Source organism: Clostridium tyrobutyricum (genome assembly GCF_019144085.1).
GTDB classification, from domain to species: Bacteria; Bacillota; Clostridia; order Clostridiales; family Clostridiaceae; genus Clostridium_B; species Clostridium_B tyrobutyricum_A.
On the sequence record NZ_JAHHUY010000010.1, the window covers coordinates 29,441 to 46,760 of the forward strand.

Below are 17,320 nucleotides of genomic sequence, written 5' to 3' on the forward strand. Positions count from 1 at the left end.
GATTTTGGAAGACTATGGTATAGAACTTACCTGTGAAGAAAAAGATATACTGAATGGAAAAAAAGGAGAAGTTATGAGAAAGGCATTAAAATCTGTTGTACTCTATGGCAGAGCTTTTGGTGCCAGTCGTCTTCTAGATGTTAATACACCGGTACACCTTGTTACATCCTTTGGAATGAAAGGCCTTGATACAGTATTTGATATGATGGAAGAAATAATAAATGCAGGAATCAAGACTGACAAGCCTTTCACTGTAGATCCAAGACCTATCGACTATCAAAATGTAAAGTGTACTGAATCACAGAAAAAAGTATTTAATCTTTTATATGGAGAACAGCAGAGATATGAAAGTCAACTTAAAAGTTTGGGACTCAAGGATGACAATGCATTCACATGTACATGCTATATGCCTGAAGTAGGAAATAAACCTAAAAAAGGAGATATACTTTCATGGGCCGAATCTTCAGCAGTAGTATTTGCCAATTCAGTTATTGGAGCAAGAACAAATAGAAATTCAGGAATTATAGAACTCTTATGTGGAATTATTGGAAAAGTTCCTGAGTTTGGATTACTTACAGATGAAGGAAGATGTGCAAAATGGGTTATTGATTTAAGAACTTCAAAACTTCCCAATGCACAAGTACTTGGAAGTGCCATTGGAATGAAAGTAGTTGAAGATGTTCCATATATAATAGGACTTGATAAATTTTTGGGCAAACATATGAATAATAGTACTATGGATTATCTTAAGGATATGGGAGCTGCCAGTGCATCAAATGGTGCAGTAGGATTATATCATGTTGAAAATATAACTCCAGAAGCAATTGAAAATGGAAGGTCACTTTTAAAACAAGACTATAATACATATGTGATAGATGATGCTGAACTTGAAAATGTAATTCATTCCTATCCTATATTGTGGGAAAACGTTAGTTCAAAACCATCAGTTTGTTTTATAGGATGTCCACATTTATCTATAGATCAGATATATGGTTGGAGTAAGATAATATCTGATGCCTTAAAAGAAAAAGGAAAATTAAAAGTAGAATTAAATACTATACTAAGTGCTGCACCAGATGTAATATTAAAATTTAAACAGGATAAAAAAGCATATGATTTCTTGATGAATATGGGAATACATCTCACTTATATATGTCCGCTTATGTATATGAGCAATCCCGAATGTTCCAAGCAACCTGTAATAACTAATTCAAACAAGTTAAGAACTTATTCCAAGGCTAGATTTTTATTAGATGAAGATATACTGTATGCTATTGTAAATGGACATATTAAAGGGAGTGAGAAGTTTGAGCAGAATATTTAAGGGAAGAGTTGTATTAGGTGGAAATATAAGTGGAGAGAGCATAGTTACTCATCAAGGATTTAATATTCTTGCATCTTATTTGGAAGGATTGAGTACTGGAAGCGCAATATGTTCGGATCAGAATAATAAAGATCTCTATAAAAAAGATTTAAAAGGAAAAATAATATGTCTTCCTAAGACTATTGGTTCTACTACGGGAGGAATGATTTTACAAAATGTAACAAAGCAAGGGATAGGACCATCTGCAATGCTTTTTTCAGAACACATAGATTCTCTTGCAGCTGCAGGTATAATTCTTTGTGATGTTTGGAACAACACAAGAATTATAGCTATAGATCAACTTGGGGATGAGTTTTTGAAATATGCAAAAGATGGTCAAAAAATTCATGTAAAAGATGATGGAAATATAATAATAGATTAAAGTAAAATTTAATAAAGTATTGGAAGGTGAATCAATAATGGAATTAAGCGATGAACAATTTTTTTCAGCAATTGAAACTAGTTTTAAAGTATTTCCAGAATTATTTATAGCGGATGTAGGAATAGCTATTACGGATAAGGGAAAATATGTTATGTCAAGGCAACCTGAGTCATTTAAACTGAATCTTGCCGATGGAGTAAAATTAGCCGAAGACAGTGCAGCAATTAAAGCTATGAAAACTAGAGAAAGGCAAATGGCCAGATATCCAAAGGAGGTATTTGGATTTCCGGTAATAGCCTACAGTGTTCCTTTAATTAATGATTCCACAGGAAATGTTGTTGGAACTATATCCTATGTAGTTTCGCTTGAAAGAGAGAATCAAATAATAAGCATGGTTGATGCATTAAAGGAATTATCATCTGAAATGGCTGCTTCATCAGATGAACTTGCAAGTTCTACAGAAGAGTTATCTAGTAGCACTCAGAATATGAGTGACTTGATAAATAAGACCAAAGATGGAATCACAAGTATGGATGAAATACTTAAATATATAAATACTATTTCTAATACAACAAATTTATTAGGTCTTAATGCTGCAATAGAATCTGCTAGAGCTGGAGAATATGGCAGGAGTTTTTCAGTTGTATCTAAAGAGATCAGAAAACTTGCATTAAATAGTAAGGACTCTGCAAATCAAATTAATGATACTTTAAATCAACAAAAGGAAAATATAAATAATATTATAAACTTTATAAATGATTATGCGGCTACTAGTGAAGCACAAGCTTCACAATCACAGCAAATTGCTGCAAGCAGCGAGAAACTCAACGAATTATCTGTAAAACTTTTAGATTTTTCTAAGAATGTTTCTCAATAATGAAATATATAATATAAAGCACATTGGATATACATTCAAGTCTATCCAATGTGCTTTATATTATATATTATAGAAATTTAAAGAGAGGATAGCATAATATGAATAATAAAAAAGTACTTAAACCGAGAATCCCGGATAATTTATCGGCATTTGAATTGCAGGAAAAATATATGCTTGATGAAGACTTATTTTCAGAACAAGTCCTTAGTCATTGTAATATAGAAAATTGTGAAACACAAAGGAATTGTTTTAAACAGGTAATATTTGATAGTGTAGTATTTAAAAATGCTTCAATGCAATATAGTGAATTTACAGATGTGAGATTTGAAAATTGTGATTTATCAAATGTGGACTTTAGAGAGTCTTCAATGTGTAGAGTGGAATTTGTAAATTGTAAACTGGTTGGAATAAATTTAAGTGAATCTGTATTCAGAGATATAAGTTTTGATAAATGTAATGGAAGTTATGCATTTTTTAGATTTACAGATTTTAAGCAGGCAGTATTTCAGAATTGTCAGCTAAGTTTTTCTGATTTTCAAGAGACTAGATTTTCTAAAATTCAATTTAAAAATACGGATATGAGGCAATGTCATTTGTTTGGTACTAATCTTAGCGGAGTTGATTTATCTGAATGTAATATTGAAGGATTAGGTATAAGACTTGAAGATATAAAAGGTGTTATAGTTAACTCTATGCAAGCACTATTGCTTTCTAGCTTGATGGGAATTATAATTAAATAGGTCTAATACATTTATATGCTGCTTGTAACAATTTTATATTAGTATATGGAGGAGTAGATATGGAAAAACACAACAAGGTTCAAGAAAATTTCGGGAAAAATGCATCGAATTATAGATACAGCACAGTTCATAATGATCCAGTAGATCTTGACAGAATGATAGAACTATTAAATCCAAAATCAGAAGACAAAGTTCTTGATGTAGCAACTGGTGCAGGGCACACTGCCATAAAACTTGCAGGATATACTAAAAAGGTTGTTGCAATTGATATTACAGCTGAAATGTTATCTGAAGCAAGAAAACAATCTAAGGAAAAGGATATTGACAATATTGAATTCTGTGTTGAAGATGTTCATAACATGAAATTTCCTGATAATAAATTTGATATTGTTACATCAAGGTTGGCAGCACATCATTTTTCACATATTAAAAAGGCACTTGAAGAGATGTGTAGAGTTTTGAAACCAGGAGGAGAGTTATATATTCTAGATTGCTCTGTAGCAGATGGAGATGAATCCGAGAGAATATATAATAAGATTGAATTGCTTCGGGACAGTTCTCATGTATGTTCATATTCCCCTCGTTTATGGAATGAAATGTTGAAGGATCTTCCCTTGAAAGTTCAAAAGACAAATTTTTATAAACTCCGATATGAACTTCCAATATGGTTCGATCGTATGGGGACAATCTCAAAAAATAGAGATGAAATTTTTAAAATATTAAACAATCTTTCAGAAAAACCCCAAAAGGAGTATTCTTATAGCAATGATTACATAACTACCTATAGAATAGAGATATTAGCACAAAAGATTTGATTATTTAAAATTTTATAATATTTGCAGAAGAATACACTGTAAATCTTCTGCAAATATTCACATGGTAAATTTTAGTATAATGCTAGCTGCATATTTGATAGAACCTTAAAAATTTCATTTATATCAGGTAATTGAGTTGGAGGATATACTTTAACCCATTTTACAATACCGTTTTCATCTATGAGTATATTTGCCCTTTCAGATGTACCATCTTTTTCTATAAATATTCCATAATCCTGTGCAACTTTACCATGAGGCCAGAAATCTGCAAGAATGCTTAAATTTTCAAGAACTAGAGCATCTGCCCATACTTTTTTTGAAGGTTGTGCATCAACACTCATGCCAAATGGGATCGTATTCAATTTTTGAAAGTTATCCCAGTTATTTTCCAAGTCTCTCATTTGATCTGTACAAACAGGCGTCCATGCAAGAGGATGCCAGGAAAGTAATATATTTTTACCTCTATAATCCGATAAATTTACTATTTTATTGTGATTGTCTTCTAATGAAAAGTTTGGTGCAGGATCTCCTGCTGTAATTAATTTCATAGTTTTATCGCCTCCTCAATCTAAATATATCATTCCACAATTTAAATATATTTATTAATCATATTTAAGCTTGTATTTATTACATGCTAACAATATAATTAAAATATAAAGTTAATGAAAGGTATGTGATTAGATGATTAAAGTTGTAGCTAAAGGCTATATAAAATCTGGACAAACAGAGAAATTTAAGGAGATAGCTTCTGAATTGATTAAAAAGAGCAGGAATGAAGAAGCTAATATATCTTATGGATTGTATGAAGATACTAATAGTAAACAAATCCTGACTTTCATGGAAGAATGGAAAAGTAAAGATGGATTGGAAAAACATATGAACACGGAGCATTTTGTAAGGATTATGGCTCAACTTGGAAAATTACAGGAAAAAGAAATGGATATAAATATTTATACCAATGCAATGTAATTTTTAAACTTAATTCCACTACAATAGTTCTGATATTTTATAGAATTATATATGTAGTGGAATTATTTTAAATATTTTGAATAATTTTTATAGAAATAAATTTTACAAAAATTATTCAAAATATTTAAATTTATGGTATAATTATTAAGTATGATAATTATATTATATTTTTTAATGTCTGATTTAAACGTATACAACGATTGGCAGACATTTACGAATATTGGGAGGAATGATAAAAATGGAAAGAACATTAGTGCTTATTAAACCAGATGCTATGGAAAGAAAATTAATGGGTGAAATAATATCTATTTATGAAAAAAAGGGACTTCATATAGCGGCTTTAAAGATAATAAAACCATCTAAAGAAATTGCTGAGAGACATTATGCCGAGCATAAAGGCAAGCCATTTTTTCAGGAACTTGTTAATTTTATTACGAGAAGTGAAGTATGTGCAATACTTATAGAAGCAGATAATGCAATAGAGTTAGTTAGAAAAATAAATGGATTGACTAATCCAATGGATGCAGATATGGGAACTATAAGAGGTAAGTATGCATTATCAAAAGCTGAAAATGCTGTTCATGCATCTGATAGTAAAGAGAGTTTTGATCGTGAAATGAAGATATGGTTTCCAGAATTAAAAAATGAAAATAGAGGAAAAGTTTTAAAATTAAATTATCAAGCATAAATGTGATTTAAATGTAAAGCTTTTCTCAAATGATAAAATTATTAACACTTTAAATATATTAGAGTGTTAATAATTTTTTTATTTTAATGAAAAAATTAGACATACATGATATAATAATTATTATAAGATAATAATTATTTAAAACGAGAAGGTGTTAGTGTGTCAAAAATCAAAGTATGTAAGAATACTGTAAATTATGATGAGATAATTAAAGCTTTGGAAGATAATAAAATTGCTTATAAAGTTAAGCAATGTATTCATAAATGTTCAAAATGTCATAAAAAAGTTTTAATTAAAAAAGATAATAAATATATATCTGCTAAAAGTGTTGAAAGATTAATAGAAAAATTAATGATCGAATTTTAGATAATTTTGATCCTAATTGTATTTTAAATGTGGGAATTATAATTGACTAAATAAAATAAATTAATGTTCTGCCTCAAGTTATAGTTTGAGACAGAACACTAAACAATCTAATTACATTTTAGTTTGTAATGCCAATTGTCTATTCCTCTAAAATTATAGACATTTTTGAATCCCAAATCCTTTAATATATTACAAGCAATTAGAGAACTCTTTCCCGTTTTGCAATAAACAACAATAGTTGTATTATTATTTAACTTCATTTTTTTTATAGCATCTTCAAAATCTTCTATAGGAATATTCATGCTTGTTTTAATGTGCCCATTACAAAATTCATCATTATCTCTAACATCAATTAGAATAGGAGGATTTGGTCCTTCAAGTAGATTTTTTAATTCTTTATCTTTTATGATGCTAAAATGTTTCACTAGTATTACCTCCTGATTTCATAAAATAAATATTTATATCATATACTAAGTGCAAATTACTATTGTACTTATAGGAGAAATAAACATGAAAGACAACTATAAAAATCTTAGAATTGCAGAAAATGGAGCAAAAATAAATGTTATAGTTTATATAATTTTATCAATACTTAAATTATCCGTAGGACATTTCTTTAATTCAAAGGCACTTTTTGCAGATGGAATCAATAACTCTACGGATATAATTGCATCTTTGGCAATTATGATAGGACTTAAAATATCCAGAAAACCTGCAGATTATAATCACGCCTATGGACATCTGAGAGCTCAGACTATATCATCTCTTGTTGCTTCATTAGTAATGATAGCCGCAGGATTAAATGTGTTTTACAATGCTATATATTCCATTATTTTTTATAAAAGCAATTCTCAGGATATAATTTCTATAGTAGTGGGTATAATTTGTACAGTTACAATATATATTGTATACAGATACAATAAAAGTGTGGCAATTAGGATTAATAGTTCTGCACTTATGGCAGCGGCAAAGGATAATTTATCAGATGCTTTAGTTGGAATTGGTACGGTAATTGGAATTGCAGCCTCTGGATTAGGATTCCTCTGGATAGATCCGTTGACTGCAGCATTAGTAGGTATGGTAATTATTAAGACTGGTTTAGACATTTTCAAAGAGTCTGCATATAGTCTAACTGATGGGCTTGACAGTAAAAGACTCGATGATATTATATCAAAAATAGAACTAATTAGAGGCGTAAACTGTGTAAAAGATATAAAAGCTAGAGTTCATGGAAATAGTATTCTAATTGATGTTGTAATAGGAGTCGACTCACAGCTAACGGTAGCTCAAAGTCATAAAATTACAATCAATATAGAAAAAATGTTAAATGATACTTTTAAAATAAATTATGCAATTATACATGTAGAACCAGAATGCAGCTAGTTTTTGTGGTGGTGATTTACTATATATATGCCAATGCATACTAGTACAAGTGCAACACCATTTTCCCAGTTTAATATAGTTTCTCCAAGAAATATAGATGATAAAATAGCTCCAGACACAGGTATTAAAAAATTAAATAGGGCAATAGATCCTACTTTATTGTATTTTAAAAGTATTGTCCATATGGAAAATGCCAGGGCTGAAAGCAGACCTAGGTATAATAGAACTAGCGTAGAACTTAATGTAAAGTTTGTTACATATCCTTTATTTGAAATTCCTAAAATTAGCAGAGCTAGTCCTCCAATTAGTAATTGATATCCTGTTACTATAGTTGAATCCATATCTTCACAAATCTTTTTTCCATAAATTGAAGATGCGGAGAATGCGAAAGCTGCTACAGCAATAAAACCTTCACCTACAATTTTTAGATCAAAACTCAAAAGCTGACTGCTGAAATTTACAAGCAGCACTCCTACAAAGCCTAGAATGCATCCAATTGCCTTTTTTGAATTTATTCTATCATTTTTATACAGAAAATGAGCCAGAATAACGCTGAAAAAAGCAGATGTGGAATTCATTATAGAAGCTTTTACACCACTGGTATGAGCAAGCCCAATGTAGAAAAATATGTATTGTAAAGTAGTTTGAGTCAAGCCTAAAAGTATAAGGTGCTTTATATTTTTCTTTGTTATTGCGAATATGTTTTTAGAAGAGAGTACGGAAAATATGAGAACCATAAACCCTGCAAGTATAAATCTATATCCTGCAAAAGATAATTCAGAAAATACATTGTTTGTACTTATTTTAAAAAGAGCATAGCCACTTTTGACACCTGGATAAGCACTTCCCCATAATATACAACAAAATGATGCGAGTAATATTACTACTTTTCTGTTTGTAAAAATTTTTTTATTGTCCAATTTTGTAAATTCCCTTCTTTAAAGTAATAAGATTATTATATATTCAATTTTACAATTTTTAAAGATATATTTAAAGTATATATGATATAATCTCTCTATAAATTAGAATTGGAGGTTTTATAAATGATTATAACGACAACTAATTGCATAGAGGGAAAAAAAGTATTGGAGTATAGAGGAATAATTTTTGGCGAAGTAATCTCTGGTGTAGATGTTATAAAAGATATTGCAGCAGGACTTACTAATTTTTTTGGAGGACGTTCTAAATCATATGAAGGAGAACTTATACAATCAAGAGAGGCAGCACTAAAAGAGCTTGAGAATAGAGCTGCAGCAGTTGGTGCCAATGCAGTAATTGGAGTTGATGTTGACTATGAAGTACTCGGTCAGGGTGGAAATATGTTAATGGTAACAGCATCCGGGACAGCAGTAGTAGTTGAGTAACTTAATTATAATAGATAATATTGATGATAATTTACTGAATATATGATATAATACCATCCATAACGGTAAAATAGAGCAGTAGAGGATGGTCTTATAATTGATTAATGTGAATAATGTTAGTTTAAGATATGGAGAAAGAAAACTTTTTGAAGATGTAAACTTAAAATTTAATCCAGGCAATTGTTATGGTGTAATAGGAGCGAATGGTGCAGGCAAAACTACATTTTTAAAGATACTATCTGGAGAAATAGAACCAAATACAGGTGATGTTTCCATATCACCTAATACTAGAATGTCTGTTTTGAAACAAGATCATTTTAAGTATGATGATTATAATGTTTTGGAAACGGTTATTATGGGTAATAAAAGGCTATATGACATAATGAAAGAAAAGGAAGCTATTTATGCTAAATCTGATTTTTCTGATGAAGATGGAATAAAGGCCTCTGAGCTGGAAGGTGAATTTGCAGAATTAAATGGTTGGGAAGCTGAGTCTGAAGCTGCATCACTTTTGCAAGGACTTGGAATAGAAATAGAAGTTCAATCTGGAAAGATGTCTGAATTGTTGGGTTCTCAAAAGGTTAAAGTACTTCTTGCACAAGCACTTTTTGGAAATCCAGACATACTTATTCTTGACGAGCCTACCAATCATCTGGATGTAAATTCAATAAAATGGCTTGAAGAATTTATAATTAATTTCCATGGGACAGTTATAGTTGTATCCCATGATAGATATTTTTTAAATAAAATTTGTACTTATATGGCGGATGTAGACTATGGAAAAATAAAATTGTATGCAGGAAATTACGACTTCTGGTATGAATCAAGCCAGTTGGCTCTTCAAATGGCAAAAGATCAAAATAAGAAAAAAGAAGAGAAGATAAAGGAACTTCAGACTTTTGTAGATCGTTTTAGTGCCAATGCATCCAAGTCAAATCAGGCTACTTCACGTAAAAAACTTCTTGACAAGATTACCATTGAGGACATTAAACCTTCAACTAGAAAATATCCTTTTATAGGTTTCAAGCCTGAAAGAGAAGTTGGAAATGATATATTGACTGTTAAAGGTATAAGTAAAACTATAGATGGAAAATTAGTATTGAATGATGTTAGTTTTACCATATCCAAAGGTGATAAAATTGCATTTGTAGGAGAAAATGAGATTGGTAAAACAACATTATTTAAAATAATTACAGGAGAAATGGAACCTGATAGTGGAGAATACAAATGGGGAGTAACCATTGATAAATCATATTTTCCGAAAGACTATACTGAATTTTTCAAAGATGAAGAACTAAATTTGGTGGATTGGTTAAGACAGTTTTCTGATGAAAAATCTGAAAGCTATTTAAGAGGATTTCTTGGAAAAATTTTATTCTCAGGACAGGAAGCTCTAAAACAGGTAGGGGCTCTTTCAGGAGGAGAAAAAGTAAGATGTATGCTTTCAAAGATGATGATGAAAAGTTCTAATGTACTTATTTTAGATCAGCCTACGAACCATTTGGATCTTGAATCTATTACTGCTTTGAATAACGGACTTGTAGATTATAAAAGTATTGTATTATTTGCATCTTATGATCACCAATTTACCCAGACAATAGCAAACAGAATAATAGAGTTAACTGATGATGGACTTGTAGACAAGAAAATGACTTATGATGAATATTTATTGGAGCCTTGATAACTCAAGGCTCTTTATTTTTAAAGGCTTTTATCGTCAACTGAATCAAGCCAATTATTTATGGAATTTATAATTGAACTTATACAACCATCTTCAAAAGGAGATTGTAAATTGGCATATTCAACTAATTCCAAAAAAGATTTGGTTCCACCAGCTTTACATAATTTTATATAGTCATTCCATGCTTCATTTCTATTGTTATTTGCTCTATTCCAGAATTGAAGGGCACATATTTGTGCTAAAGTATAGTCTATATAATAAAATGGAACATTGAATATATGTGATTGTTGGAACCACCAGCATCCTCTTTCTAGAAAATCACAATCATTATAATTTTTGTAAGGCAAATATTTTTTCTCTATTTTTCTCCACGCTGACTTCCTATCTGAAGGAGTTGCCTCTGGATTTTCATAAACATAATGTTGAAATTCATCTACAGTTACTCCGTAAGGTATAAATTTTATAGCACTTCCCAAATGGGCAAATTTATATTTATCAGCATCTTCCTTAAAGAACAAGTCCATCCATGGCCATGTAAAAAATTCCATACTCATTGAATGTATTTCACAACTTTCATAAGTTGGAAAATTACACTCAGGTATTTCAATCCACCTAGATGAGTAAACCTGAAAAGCATGACCGGCCTCATGAGTAAGCACATCTACATCTCCAGATGTTCCATTGAAATTTGAAAATATAAATGGAGCTTTATAATCGGGTATGTATGTGCAGTAACCTCCACCAGCTTTACCTTTTTTAGTAACCAAATCTAAAAGATTTTCATGGAGCATAAAATTAAAAAATTCATTTGTTTCCGGGGAAAGTTCGGAGTACATCTTTTTGGCATTTGAAAGAATCCATTCTGAATTGCCTTTTGGTTTTGCATTGCCAGTTTTGAATTCAAATTTTTCATCGTAGTATGTTAAAGTATCAAGACCAAGTCTTTTTTTCTGCCTTTCATAGAGTTTTGATGCAGCAGGTACAATATATTTTTGAACTTGTTTTCTAAAGTTAACTACCATTTCAGGATTATAATCGCTTCTTTTCATACGTATATAACCAAGCTCTACAAAGTTTTTAAAACCTAGTTTTCTGGCAATTTTGGTTCTAACTTTTACAAGATCATCATATATTCTATCAATTTCAGCTTCATGATTTTTAAAAAATTTATATTTGATATCTGAAGCATTTCTTCGTATTTCTCTATCACTGTGTTGAATAAAAGAATTTAATTCAGAAAGATTTCTGATCTTTCCTTGAAAAGATATTTTTGCAGAAGCTATCAGTTTTGTATATTCTGAGCTTAATTTGTTTTCTAATTGAAGATCTTTTATTATATCTGGCGAAAAGGATTTTAATGAAAACTCTGCCAAAGTAAAAAATTGTTTTCCAAGTTTTTTTCCTAGTTCACTTCTAAATTTAGATTGGACTAGTTCTTTATAAAATACTGAGTTCAATTCATCGTATAGAGGAGAGTATTCATCCCAATAATTTTGCTCTTCATCGTAAAATTTATCTTGGGTATTTATGCTGTGTCGTATTTCTGCTAATGTTCCCACAGTTTGTATGTGATTTCTTATTTTATTTATGTCTTTAATGTATTCATATTGTTTTTTAGCAGTATCAGTATTTTTAAAATTTTCTATGAGATTATAAATGGATTTTTTTACTTCATCATAATTTGGTCGTTCATATTTAAACTCATTAAATTTCATTTAATATTCCTCCAGTAACTTTGGTATAATAGTATTATAGTATAAATACATAAAAATTGGAAATAAAAAATATTCCAATATAATCTTATGATTATATTGGAATATTTACATTTAAAAGCTATTTAACTCGTCTACCACCGCTAAAATCTGATCTGTCTACGGATGCTATTTTAACTACATCACCGGTTTTAGGGGCATTTATGTATGAACCATTTCCTACATATATTCCTACATGATATGCAGGTGATCCGAAGAATACCAAATCTCCTGGTTGAAGATCTGATCTAGATACAGGAGTGCCCACATTTTGTTGATCCTGTGAAACTCTTGGAAGTGAAATTCCAAAGTGAGCATATACATATTGAACAAATCCAGAACAATCAAATCCAGCTGGAGTAGTACCACCCCAAACGTAAGGAGTTCCTAAAAAGTTAGATGCATATGCTACTATAGAATTTGATGATACTGTTGATTGAGTGTTGCTACTAGATTGGTTGGAAGCAGTTGCCTGAGTATTGCTAGCTTGGCTAGAAACAATCTGTGAAGTCTTTTCACTTGATACGTGATCAGCAGTTTGTGAGTAAGTTTTTACAGCAGTTTGTGATTTAGTGTCTGTTGTAGTTATCTTTGGTGCATCATTTCTGATTTTCTGAACATTGATTGCAGCCACAGCGACGGTTTTCTTTTCTTTAGCGTTTTCAGCAGAAGTTTCCAATTCTTTTTCTTTTTTATCTAAACTAGCTATTAATTTATTTTGTGTTGCCTTGTCATTTTCTAGCTTGTTTAATTTATTCTCATTGTCAGTTTTTAGAGCTAAAAGTTTACCGCTCTGATTACTAAGAGTTTGTTTTTCTTGTGCAAGTTGTGTTTGCTTGGCTTTTAAGTCTGCTATCGTTTGTTTATCAGAACTTACTATTTTTTTTACCGTTTCTACTCTTGATATAAAGTCATTTACATCAGTTGAATTTAATATTACACCCAGGTAGCTGCTGTTACCATTTATGTACATGGCCCTCATTCTATCATTAAGCAGTTGTTTTTGAGTATTCAAACTATCTTCTGATTCTTTTAATTTTTGTTTGTTTGCAGATATATTACTACTTATATTTTCAATATCCTTTTTATTTTGGCTGATTTGATTCATCACCTGGGATATTTGATCATCTAATTTCTCGACTTTAATTTGTAAATCCTGTTTTTGTTGATTAACTGCAGTTATAGAGCTTGTACTACTTGTACCGTTTCCATTGTTAGATGCAGCTAATACACTTCCTCCTGTTGAAAATGCTAATGTTAAAGCAATTAAAACAGATACGGTTTTTTTGTTCAAAATTTGTACCTCCTCTTAAGTAATTGTTAAATACTTATACATTTAATTTGTTTAATTTTAAGTTTACGTTTTCTATTATAGCACTAAATTTGATAATATAACACTTTTTGCATTAATATTCAAAATTAATAATTTACAGAATTTTATTGACATTAGTACTAGGTAAATCTATGAATTTAACCTGTTAAGAAGTAAATATCATGATATATAGTACAAAAATTAAGTGAATTAGCAGGAATAAATAGAATCACAATTCGATATTATAATAAAAAACATCCTGTTATAGCAGAATTTTTAAAACATACAATTTTAGTTTATAACAGAGTATACAAATAAAAAGGTAGTTTATGAGAAAAAGTTGTTTTTTATAAATAGAATATAGCAAATTTATGTTAAAATAAAATATATTATATTTTATAACTACAGGGAGATAAATACAAATGAATTTTTTATTACAATTATTGCTCAAAGCATGTATAGAAACAGTTAGTTTTACAGGAATAATTATATTGATAGGACTATTTCTTGGAATCCTCAGAAATTATTCAATAAGAAATTTTCAGAGAAGTTTGGGAAGTGGATCCATAATGTTGACTGGATTTATAGGAGTAACTGTACATGAATTAAGTCATGCTACTGCGGCACTTTTTTTCAGACATAAAATTGTTTCCATAAAATTGTTTCAAAGGCCAAATGCCTACGGTGTAATGGGATATGTGGAGCACAGTTATAATCAAAACAGTATTTATCAACAAGTAGGAAATTTTTTTATAGGAGTAGCACCTATACTTGGAGGAATTGGTTCAATGATAGCATTGATGTATGCCTTGATTCCTAAAACCTATGAAAACTTTATTCATGTTATGAGTAGAAATATTCATTTAGAAAGTTTGGACAAGTTTGCAATTACAAGCATATTGAATTCATATTGGAAACTTGTAAAAGATATATTTTCAATTGATAATTTTCAAAATCCGTATTTTTATATATTTTTGTTTGTATCAATATGCATATGTTCTCATATAGCATTGAGTTCTGCTGATATAAAAGGTGCTTCAAGTGGCTTGGGAATTATATTTTTAGTATTTTTAATATTGAATGCGTTGGGAATTGCCCAATATATAGATAGCTTTAATATAATAAAATATAATATAGTGGTAACCAGTCTTTTGATTGTATCAGTAATATTTTCGCTGATAACTTTTTTTATAAGTTTGGTTTTATTAACTATAAGGAAAGGGGTGTAAAATATGAAAGGTATAAAATGTATACTATTTGATTGTATGGAAACTTTGATAGACATGTTTGAACTTCCAGATAAAAAAGATTATGCACTATGGGCATTTGAAAATTCCGGATGTGAAAAATATTTTAAATATTTTAATTCATTCTATAAAGCTTATATTGATGCAAGAAGTAATATTGCTGGTAAATCACCTGAATATAGAGAGTATGATTTTAAGCAGCTCTATGAATACATGTTTCGAGAAATGGAAAGGGATACTTCAAAACGAAAAGAAGTGATAGATTTACTTCTAAAAAGCTATTGGAAAAATTATAGAAGAAGATGTTATGTCGATGATAAAGTTAAAAAAACACTTAAATATCTGAATAGTAAATATGCTTTAGGCGTAGTATCAAATTTCAAGATAAAAGGTGGAATAGAGGATCTGCTTCGATATACAGGTATAAGAAGTTATTTTGATTTTGTAATAAATTCTGCTGAGCAAGGATGGCGAAAACCACATGAAAATATATATTGGGAAGCTATAAAAACATCAGGCTTTTCATCTTCAGAAATTATATTTGTAGGTGACAGTTTTCTAAATGACTATGAGGGACCCCGCAGAGTTGGAATTAAAAGTATACTTTTAGATAAAAAAAGATGTTTTGATATTGATTGCAAAAAAATATATGAATTCACAGAACTTAAAAGAATATTATAAAGGAGTATTTATGGAAAATATAAATATATTATATTATTTTACTATCTATGGTATCCTTGGATGGTGTCTTGAAGTTGCCTATGCTGCAGTAAATACAGGAACTTTTGTAAACAGGGGATTTTTGAATGGACCTATTTGTCCTATATATGGTATAGGAGCTATACTTATTATAGATTTACTCACACCTTTTAAAAATAATCTTATTTTATTATTTATTATTTCGATTTTTATTACATCTTTACTGGAATATATGACTGGTTTTACACTTGAAAAGATATTTAACAATAAATGGTGGGACTATTCTAAATATCCATTTAATATTAAAGGCTATATTTGCTTGAAGTTTTCATTGGCATGGGGTGTAGCATGTGTTTTGGTAATGAGAATCATTCATCCTCTAGTTGAAAATTTTATTGAATTTATCCCCCTATTTATAGGTGCTTTTCTTTTGCTTTGCACAGCTATTTTGTTTGCTATTGATATTATAGCTACTATTGATACTGTATTAAAACTCAATTTTAGATTAAAAAGAATACATGAAATATCTGCTCAAATAAAGCAAAAATCAGATATTTTTGGAAAAAATATATCTAATGATACAATTGAACTTAAAAGAAAATATGAATATCAATCTATTGAATTAAGAAAAAAATATGATGATTTCTCTGAAGATATAATTGAAATTAAGGAAAGGTATGAAAAAGAAATAAGAGAACTTAAAGAGACATATAAAAAACTTACAGCCAGGAGAAATCCTTTGCATAGAAGGCTTATAAAAGCATTTCCAAATATTAAATCAAACAAGTATTTTGATGCTTTAAATGAATTAAAGAGAAATGTTACTAAAAAATAAATACATAAAAAGTTGTAGCTGATAAAAATATATTGGCACAGCTTTTTTTATTTCTAAAATTACAAAATTGTAAGATACTAATTTATCTTTGTAAGTTAATAGCTATGGAGTGAAAACATTAATTTGCTTATACTTTATATGGGAGGGAAACAATTATGGAAATATTAAAAGTAGAGAATTTAACGAAAACATATGGATTGGGAGAAAATAGAGTAGAGGCATTAAAAAATATAAATTTATCTATAAATAAGGGAGAATTTGTAGTGATTGTAGGAGCATCAGGTTCCGGGAAGAGTACACTTTTGCATCTTTTAGGAGGACTTGATAAGCCAACTGATGGGAGAGTTATAATTGATGGAGAAAATATCTACGACTATAAAGAAGACAAGCTTGCTATATTCAGAAGAAGAAAAATAGGTTTTATATTTCAATTTTTCAACTTGATACCGGTTCTAGATGTGGAAGAAAATATATCACTTCCTGTTCTTCTAGACAATGAGAAGGTAGACAAGAAATATTTAGACGATATTATACAATTGCTTGGTCTTGAAGATAGAAGAAATCATCTTCCTTCTGAACTTTCAGGAGGTCAGCAGCAAAGGGTGTCTATTGGAAGAGCTATTTTAAATAAACCTTCCATAATATTCGCAGATGAACCTACTGGAAATCTGGACAGTAAAAATTCCAGAGAAGTTATTGAACTTTTAAAATATACAGCTAAAAAATACAATCAGACACTTGTACTCATCACTCATGATATAAGTATAGCATCTCTTGCTGACAGAGTAATTACTATTGAAGATGGACAAATAATATCAGATAAATATTTACAAAATAACTAGTTAAAC

20 protein-coding genes are annotated in these 17,320 nt (G+C 29.7%); 15 read left to right on the forward strand and 5 right to left on the reverse strand.

Going from position 1 to position 17,320, the window contains the following annotated elements; all coding sequences use genetic code 11:
- Window positions 1-4: 4 nt before the first annotated feature.
- The 5 genes from KM800_RS06385 to KM800_RS06405 all read left to right on the forward strand — a co-directional run bounded on the left by KM800_RS06385 (window position 5) and on the right by KM800_RS06405 (window position 4,177).
- Complete coding sequence (locus KM800_RS06385) at window positions 5-1,324, forward strand: aconitase X (protein WP_217812346.1); 1,320 nt, start codon at window positions 5-7, stop codon at window positions 1,322-1,324.
- Entirely contained in the window at window positions 1,299-1,745 is a 447-nt protein-coding gene (locus KM800_RS06390) for an aconitase X swivel domain-containing protein (RefSeq protein WP_330655541.1), read from the forward strand. The genes KM800_RS06385 and KM800_RS06390 overlap by 26 nt, the downstream gene beginning before the upstream one ends.
- A gap of 37 nt (window positions 1,746-1,782) precedes the next feature.
- Window positions 1,783-2,622, forward strand: coding sequence for a methyl-accepting chemotaxis protein (locus KM800_RS06395; protein WP_217812348.1), 840 nt, complete (start codon window positions 1,783-1,785; stop codon window positions 2,620-2,622).
- A 98-nt stretch (window positions 2,623-2,720) separates the two neighbouring features.
- The gene (locus KM800_RS06400; RefSeq protein ID WP_217812349.1) at window positions 2,721-3,362 is read left to right on the forward strand and encodes a pentapeptide repeat-containing protein; all 642 of its coding nucleotides are present in this window, start codon (window positions 2,721-2,723) and stop codon (window positions 3,360-3,362) included.
- A 59-nt stretch (window positions 3,363-3,421) separates the two neighbouring features.
- A complete protein-coding gene (locus KM800_RS06405; RefSeq protein WP_217812350.1) occupies window positions 3,422-4,177 on the forward strand; it encodes a class I SAM-dependent methyltransferase in 756 nt (251 codons plus the stop codon).
- Between the two features lie 71 nt (window positions 4,178-4,248).
- Here KM800_RS06405 and KM800_RS06410 read toward each other — a convergent pair whose 3' ends face one another.
- A complete protein-coding gene (locus tag KM800_RS06410; RefSeq protein ID WP_217812351.1) occupies window positions 4,249-4,725 on the reverse strand; it encodes a redoxin domain-containing protein in 477 nt (158 codons plus the stop codon).
- A 133-nt stretch (window positions 4,726-4,858) separates the two neighbouring features.
- Between KM800_RS06410 and KM800_RS06415 the strand changes: the two genes are divergently transcribed.
- The 3 genes from KM800_RS06415 to KM800_RS06425 all read left to right on the forward strand — a co-directional run bounded on the left by KM800_RS06415 (window position 4,859) and on the right by KM800_RS06425 (window position 6,200).
- Window positions 4,859-5,146 (forward strand): putative quinol monooxygenase, encoded by a 288-nt coding sequence (locus KM800_RS06415; protein ID WP_217812352.1) that lies wholly within the window; start codon window positions 4,859-4,861, stop codon window positions 5,144-5,146.
- 238 nt (window positions 5,147-5,384) lie between these two features.
- Window positions 5,385-5,834 carry a nucleoside-diphosphate kinase gene (gene ndk, locus KM800_RS06420; protein ID WP_217812353.1) on the forward strand — a complete coding sequence of 150 codons (450 nt, stop codon included), beginning with the start codon at window positions 5,385-5,387 and terminating at the stop codon, window positions 5,832-5,834.
- 159 nt (window positions 5,835-5,993) lie between these two features.
- Window positions 5,994-6,200: a hypothetical protein gene (locus tag KM800_RS06425; protein ID WP_217812354.1), complete on the forward strand. Its 207-nt coding sequence runs from the start codon at window positions 5,994-5,996 to the stop codon at window positions 6,198-6,200.
- A gap of 107 nt (window positions 6,201-6,307) precedes the next feature.
- Here the strand turns inward: KM800_RS06425 and KM800_RS06430 are convergent, their stop codons facing one another.
- On the reverse strand, window positions 6,308-6,625 hold the full coding sequence (locus KM800_RS06430; protein ID WP_217812355.1) for a rhodanese-like domain-containing protein: 318 nt from the start codon (window positions 6,623-6,625) through the stop codon (window positions 6,308-6,310).
- Window positions 6,626-6,710: 85 nt separating this feature from the next.
- On the opposite strand from KM800_RS06430, the gene KM800_RS06435 reads away from it, so the two are divergent.
- Complete coding sequence (locus KM800_RS06435; protein ID WP_217812356.1) at window positions 6,711-7,583, forward strand: cation diffusion facilitator family transporter; 873 nt, start codon at window positions 6,711-6,713, stop codon at window positions 7,581-7,583.
- Here the strand turns inward: KM800_RS06435 and KM800_RS06440 are convergent.
- The gene (locus tag KM800_RS06440) at window positions 7,580-8,503 is read right to left on the reverse strand and encodes a DMT family transporter (RefSeq protein WP_217812357.1); all 924 of its coding nucleotides are present in this window, start codon (window positions 8,501-8,503) and stop codon (window positions 7,580-7,582) included. The two genes, KM800_RS06435 and KM800_RS06440, sit on opposite strands and share 4 nt — an antisense overlap.
- Before the next feature lie 123 nt (window positions 8,504-8,626).
- Between KM800_RS06440 and KM800_RS06445 the strand changes: the two genes are divergently transcribed.
- Window positions 8,627-8,947 carry a heavy metal-binding domain-containing protein gene (locus tag KM800_RS06445; protein ID WP_217812358.1) on the forward strand — a complete coding sequence of 107 codons (321 nt, stop codon included), beginning with the start codon at window positions 8,627-8,629 and terminating at the stop codon, window positions 8,945-8,947.
- A 97-nt stretch (window positions 8,948-9,044) separates the two neighbouring features.
- Window positions 9,045-10,628, forward strand: coding sequence for an ABC-F family ATP-binding cassette domain-containing protein (locus KM800_RS06450; RefSeq protein WP_217812359.1), 1,584 nt, complete (start codon window positions 9,045-9,047; stop codon window positions 10,626-10,628).
- Window positions 10,629-10,648: 20 nt separating this feature from the next.
- On the opposite strand, the gene KM800_RS06455 is transcribed toward KM800_RS06450, so the two are convergent.
- The gene (locus tag KM800_RS06455) at window positions 10,649-12,343 is read right to left on the reverse strand and encodes a M3 family oligoendopeptidase (protein ID WP_217812360.1); all 1,695 of its coding nucleotides are present in this window, start codon (window positions 12,341-12,343) and stop codon (window positions 10,649-10,651) included.
- 118 nt (window positions 12,344-12,461) lie between these two features.
- The gene (locus KM800_RS06460) at window positions 12,462-13,673 is read right to left on the reverse strand and encodes a C40 family peptidase (protein WP_217812361.1); all 1,212 of its coding nucleotides are present in this window, start codon (window positions 13,671-13,673) and stop codon (window positions 12,462-12,464) included.
- 440 nt (window positions 13,674-14,113) lie between these two features.
- Here KM800_RS06460 and KM800_RS06465 point away from each other — a divergent pair, with 440 nt between their 5' ends.
- The 4 genes from KM800_RS06465 (at window position 14,114) to KM800_RS06480 (ending at window position 17,314) form a co-directional block, all read left to right on the forward strand.
- On the forward strand, window positions 14,114-14,920 hold the full coding sequence (locus tag KM800_RS06465) for a hypothetical protein (RefSeq protein WP_217812362.1): 807 nt from the start codon (window positions 14,114-14,116) through the stop codon (window positions 14,918-14,920).
- Window positions 14,921-14,923: 3 nt separating this feature from the next.
- Window positions 14,924-15,619: an HAD family hydrolase gene (locus tag KM800_RS06470; protein ID WP_217812363.1), complete on the forward strand. Its 696-nt coding sequence runs from the start codon at window positions 14,924-14,926 to the stop codon at window positions 15,617-15,619.
- Window positions 15,620-15,629: 10 nt separating this feature from the next.
- Window positions 15,630-16,472 (forward strand): putative ABC transporter permease, encoded by an 843-nt coding sequence (locus KM800_RS06475; protein ID WP_254906479.1) that lies wholly within the window; start codon window positions 15,630-15,632, stop codon window positions 16,470-16,472.
- Between the two features lie 155 nt (window positions 16,473-16,627).
- On the forward strand, window positions 16,628-17,314 hold the full coding sequence (locus KM800_RS06480; protein WP_217812365.1) for an ABC transporter ATP-binding protein: 687 nt from the start codon (window positions 16,628-16,630) through the stop codon (window positions 17,312-17,314).
- Window positions 17,315-17,320: the final 6 nt, after the last annotated feature.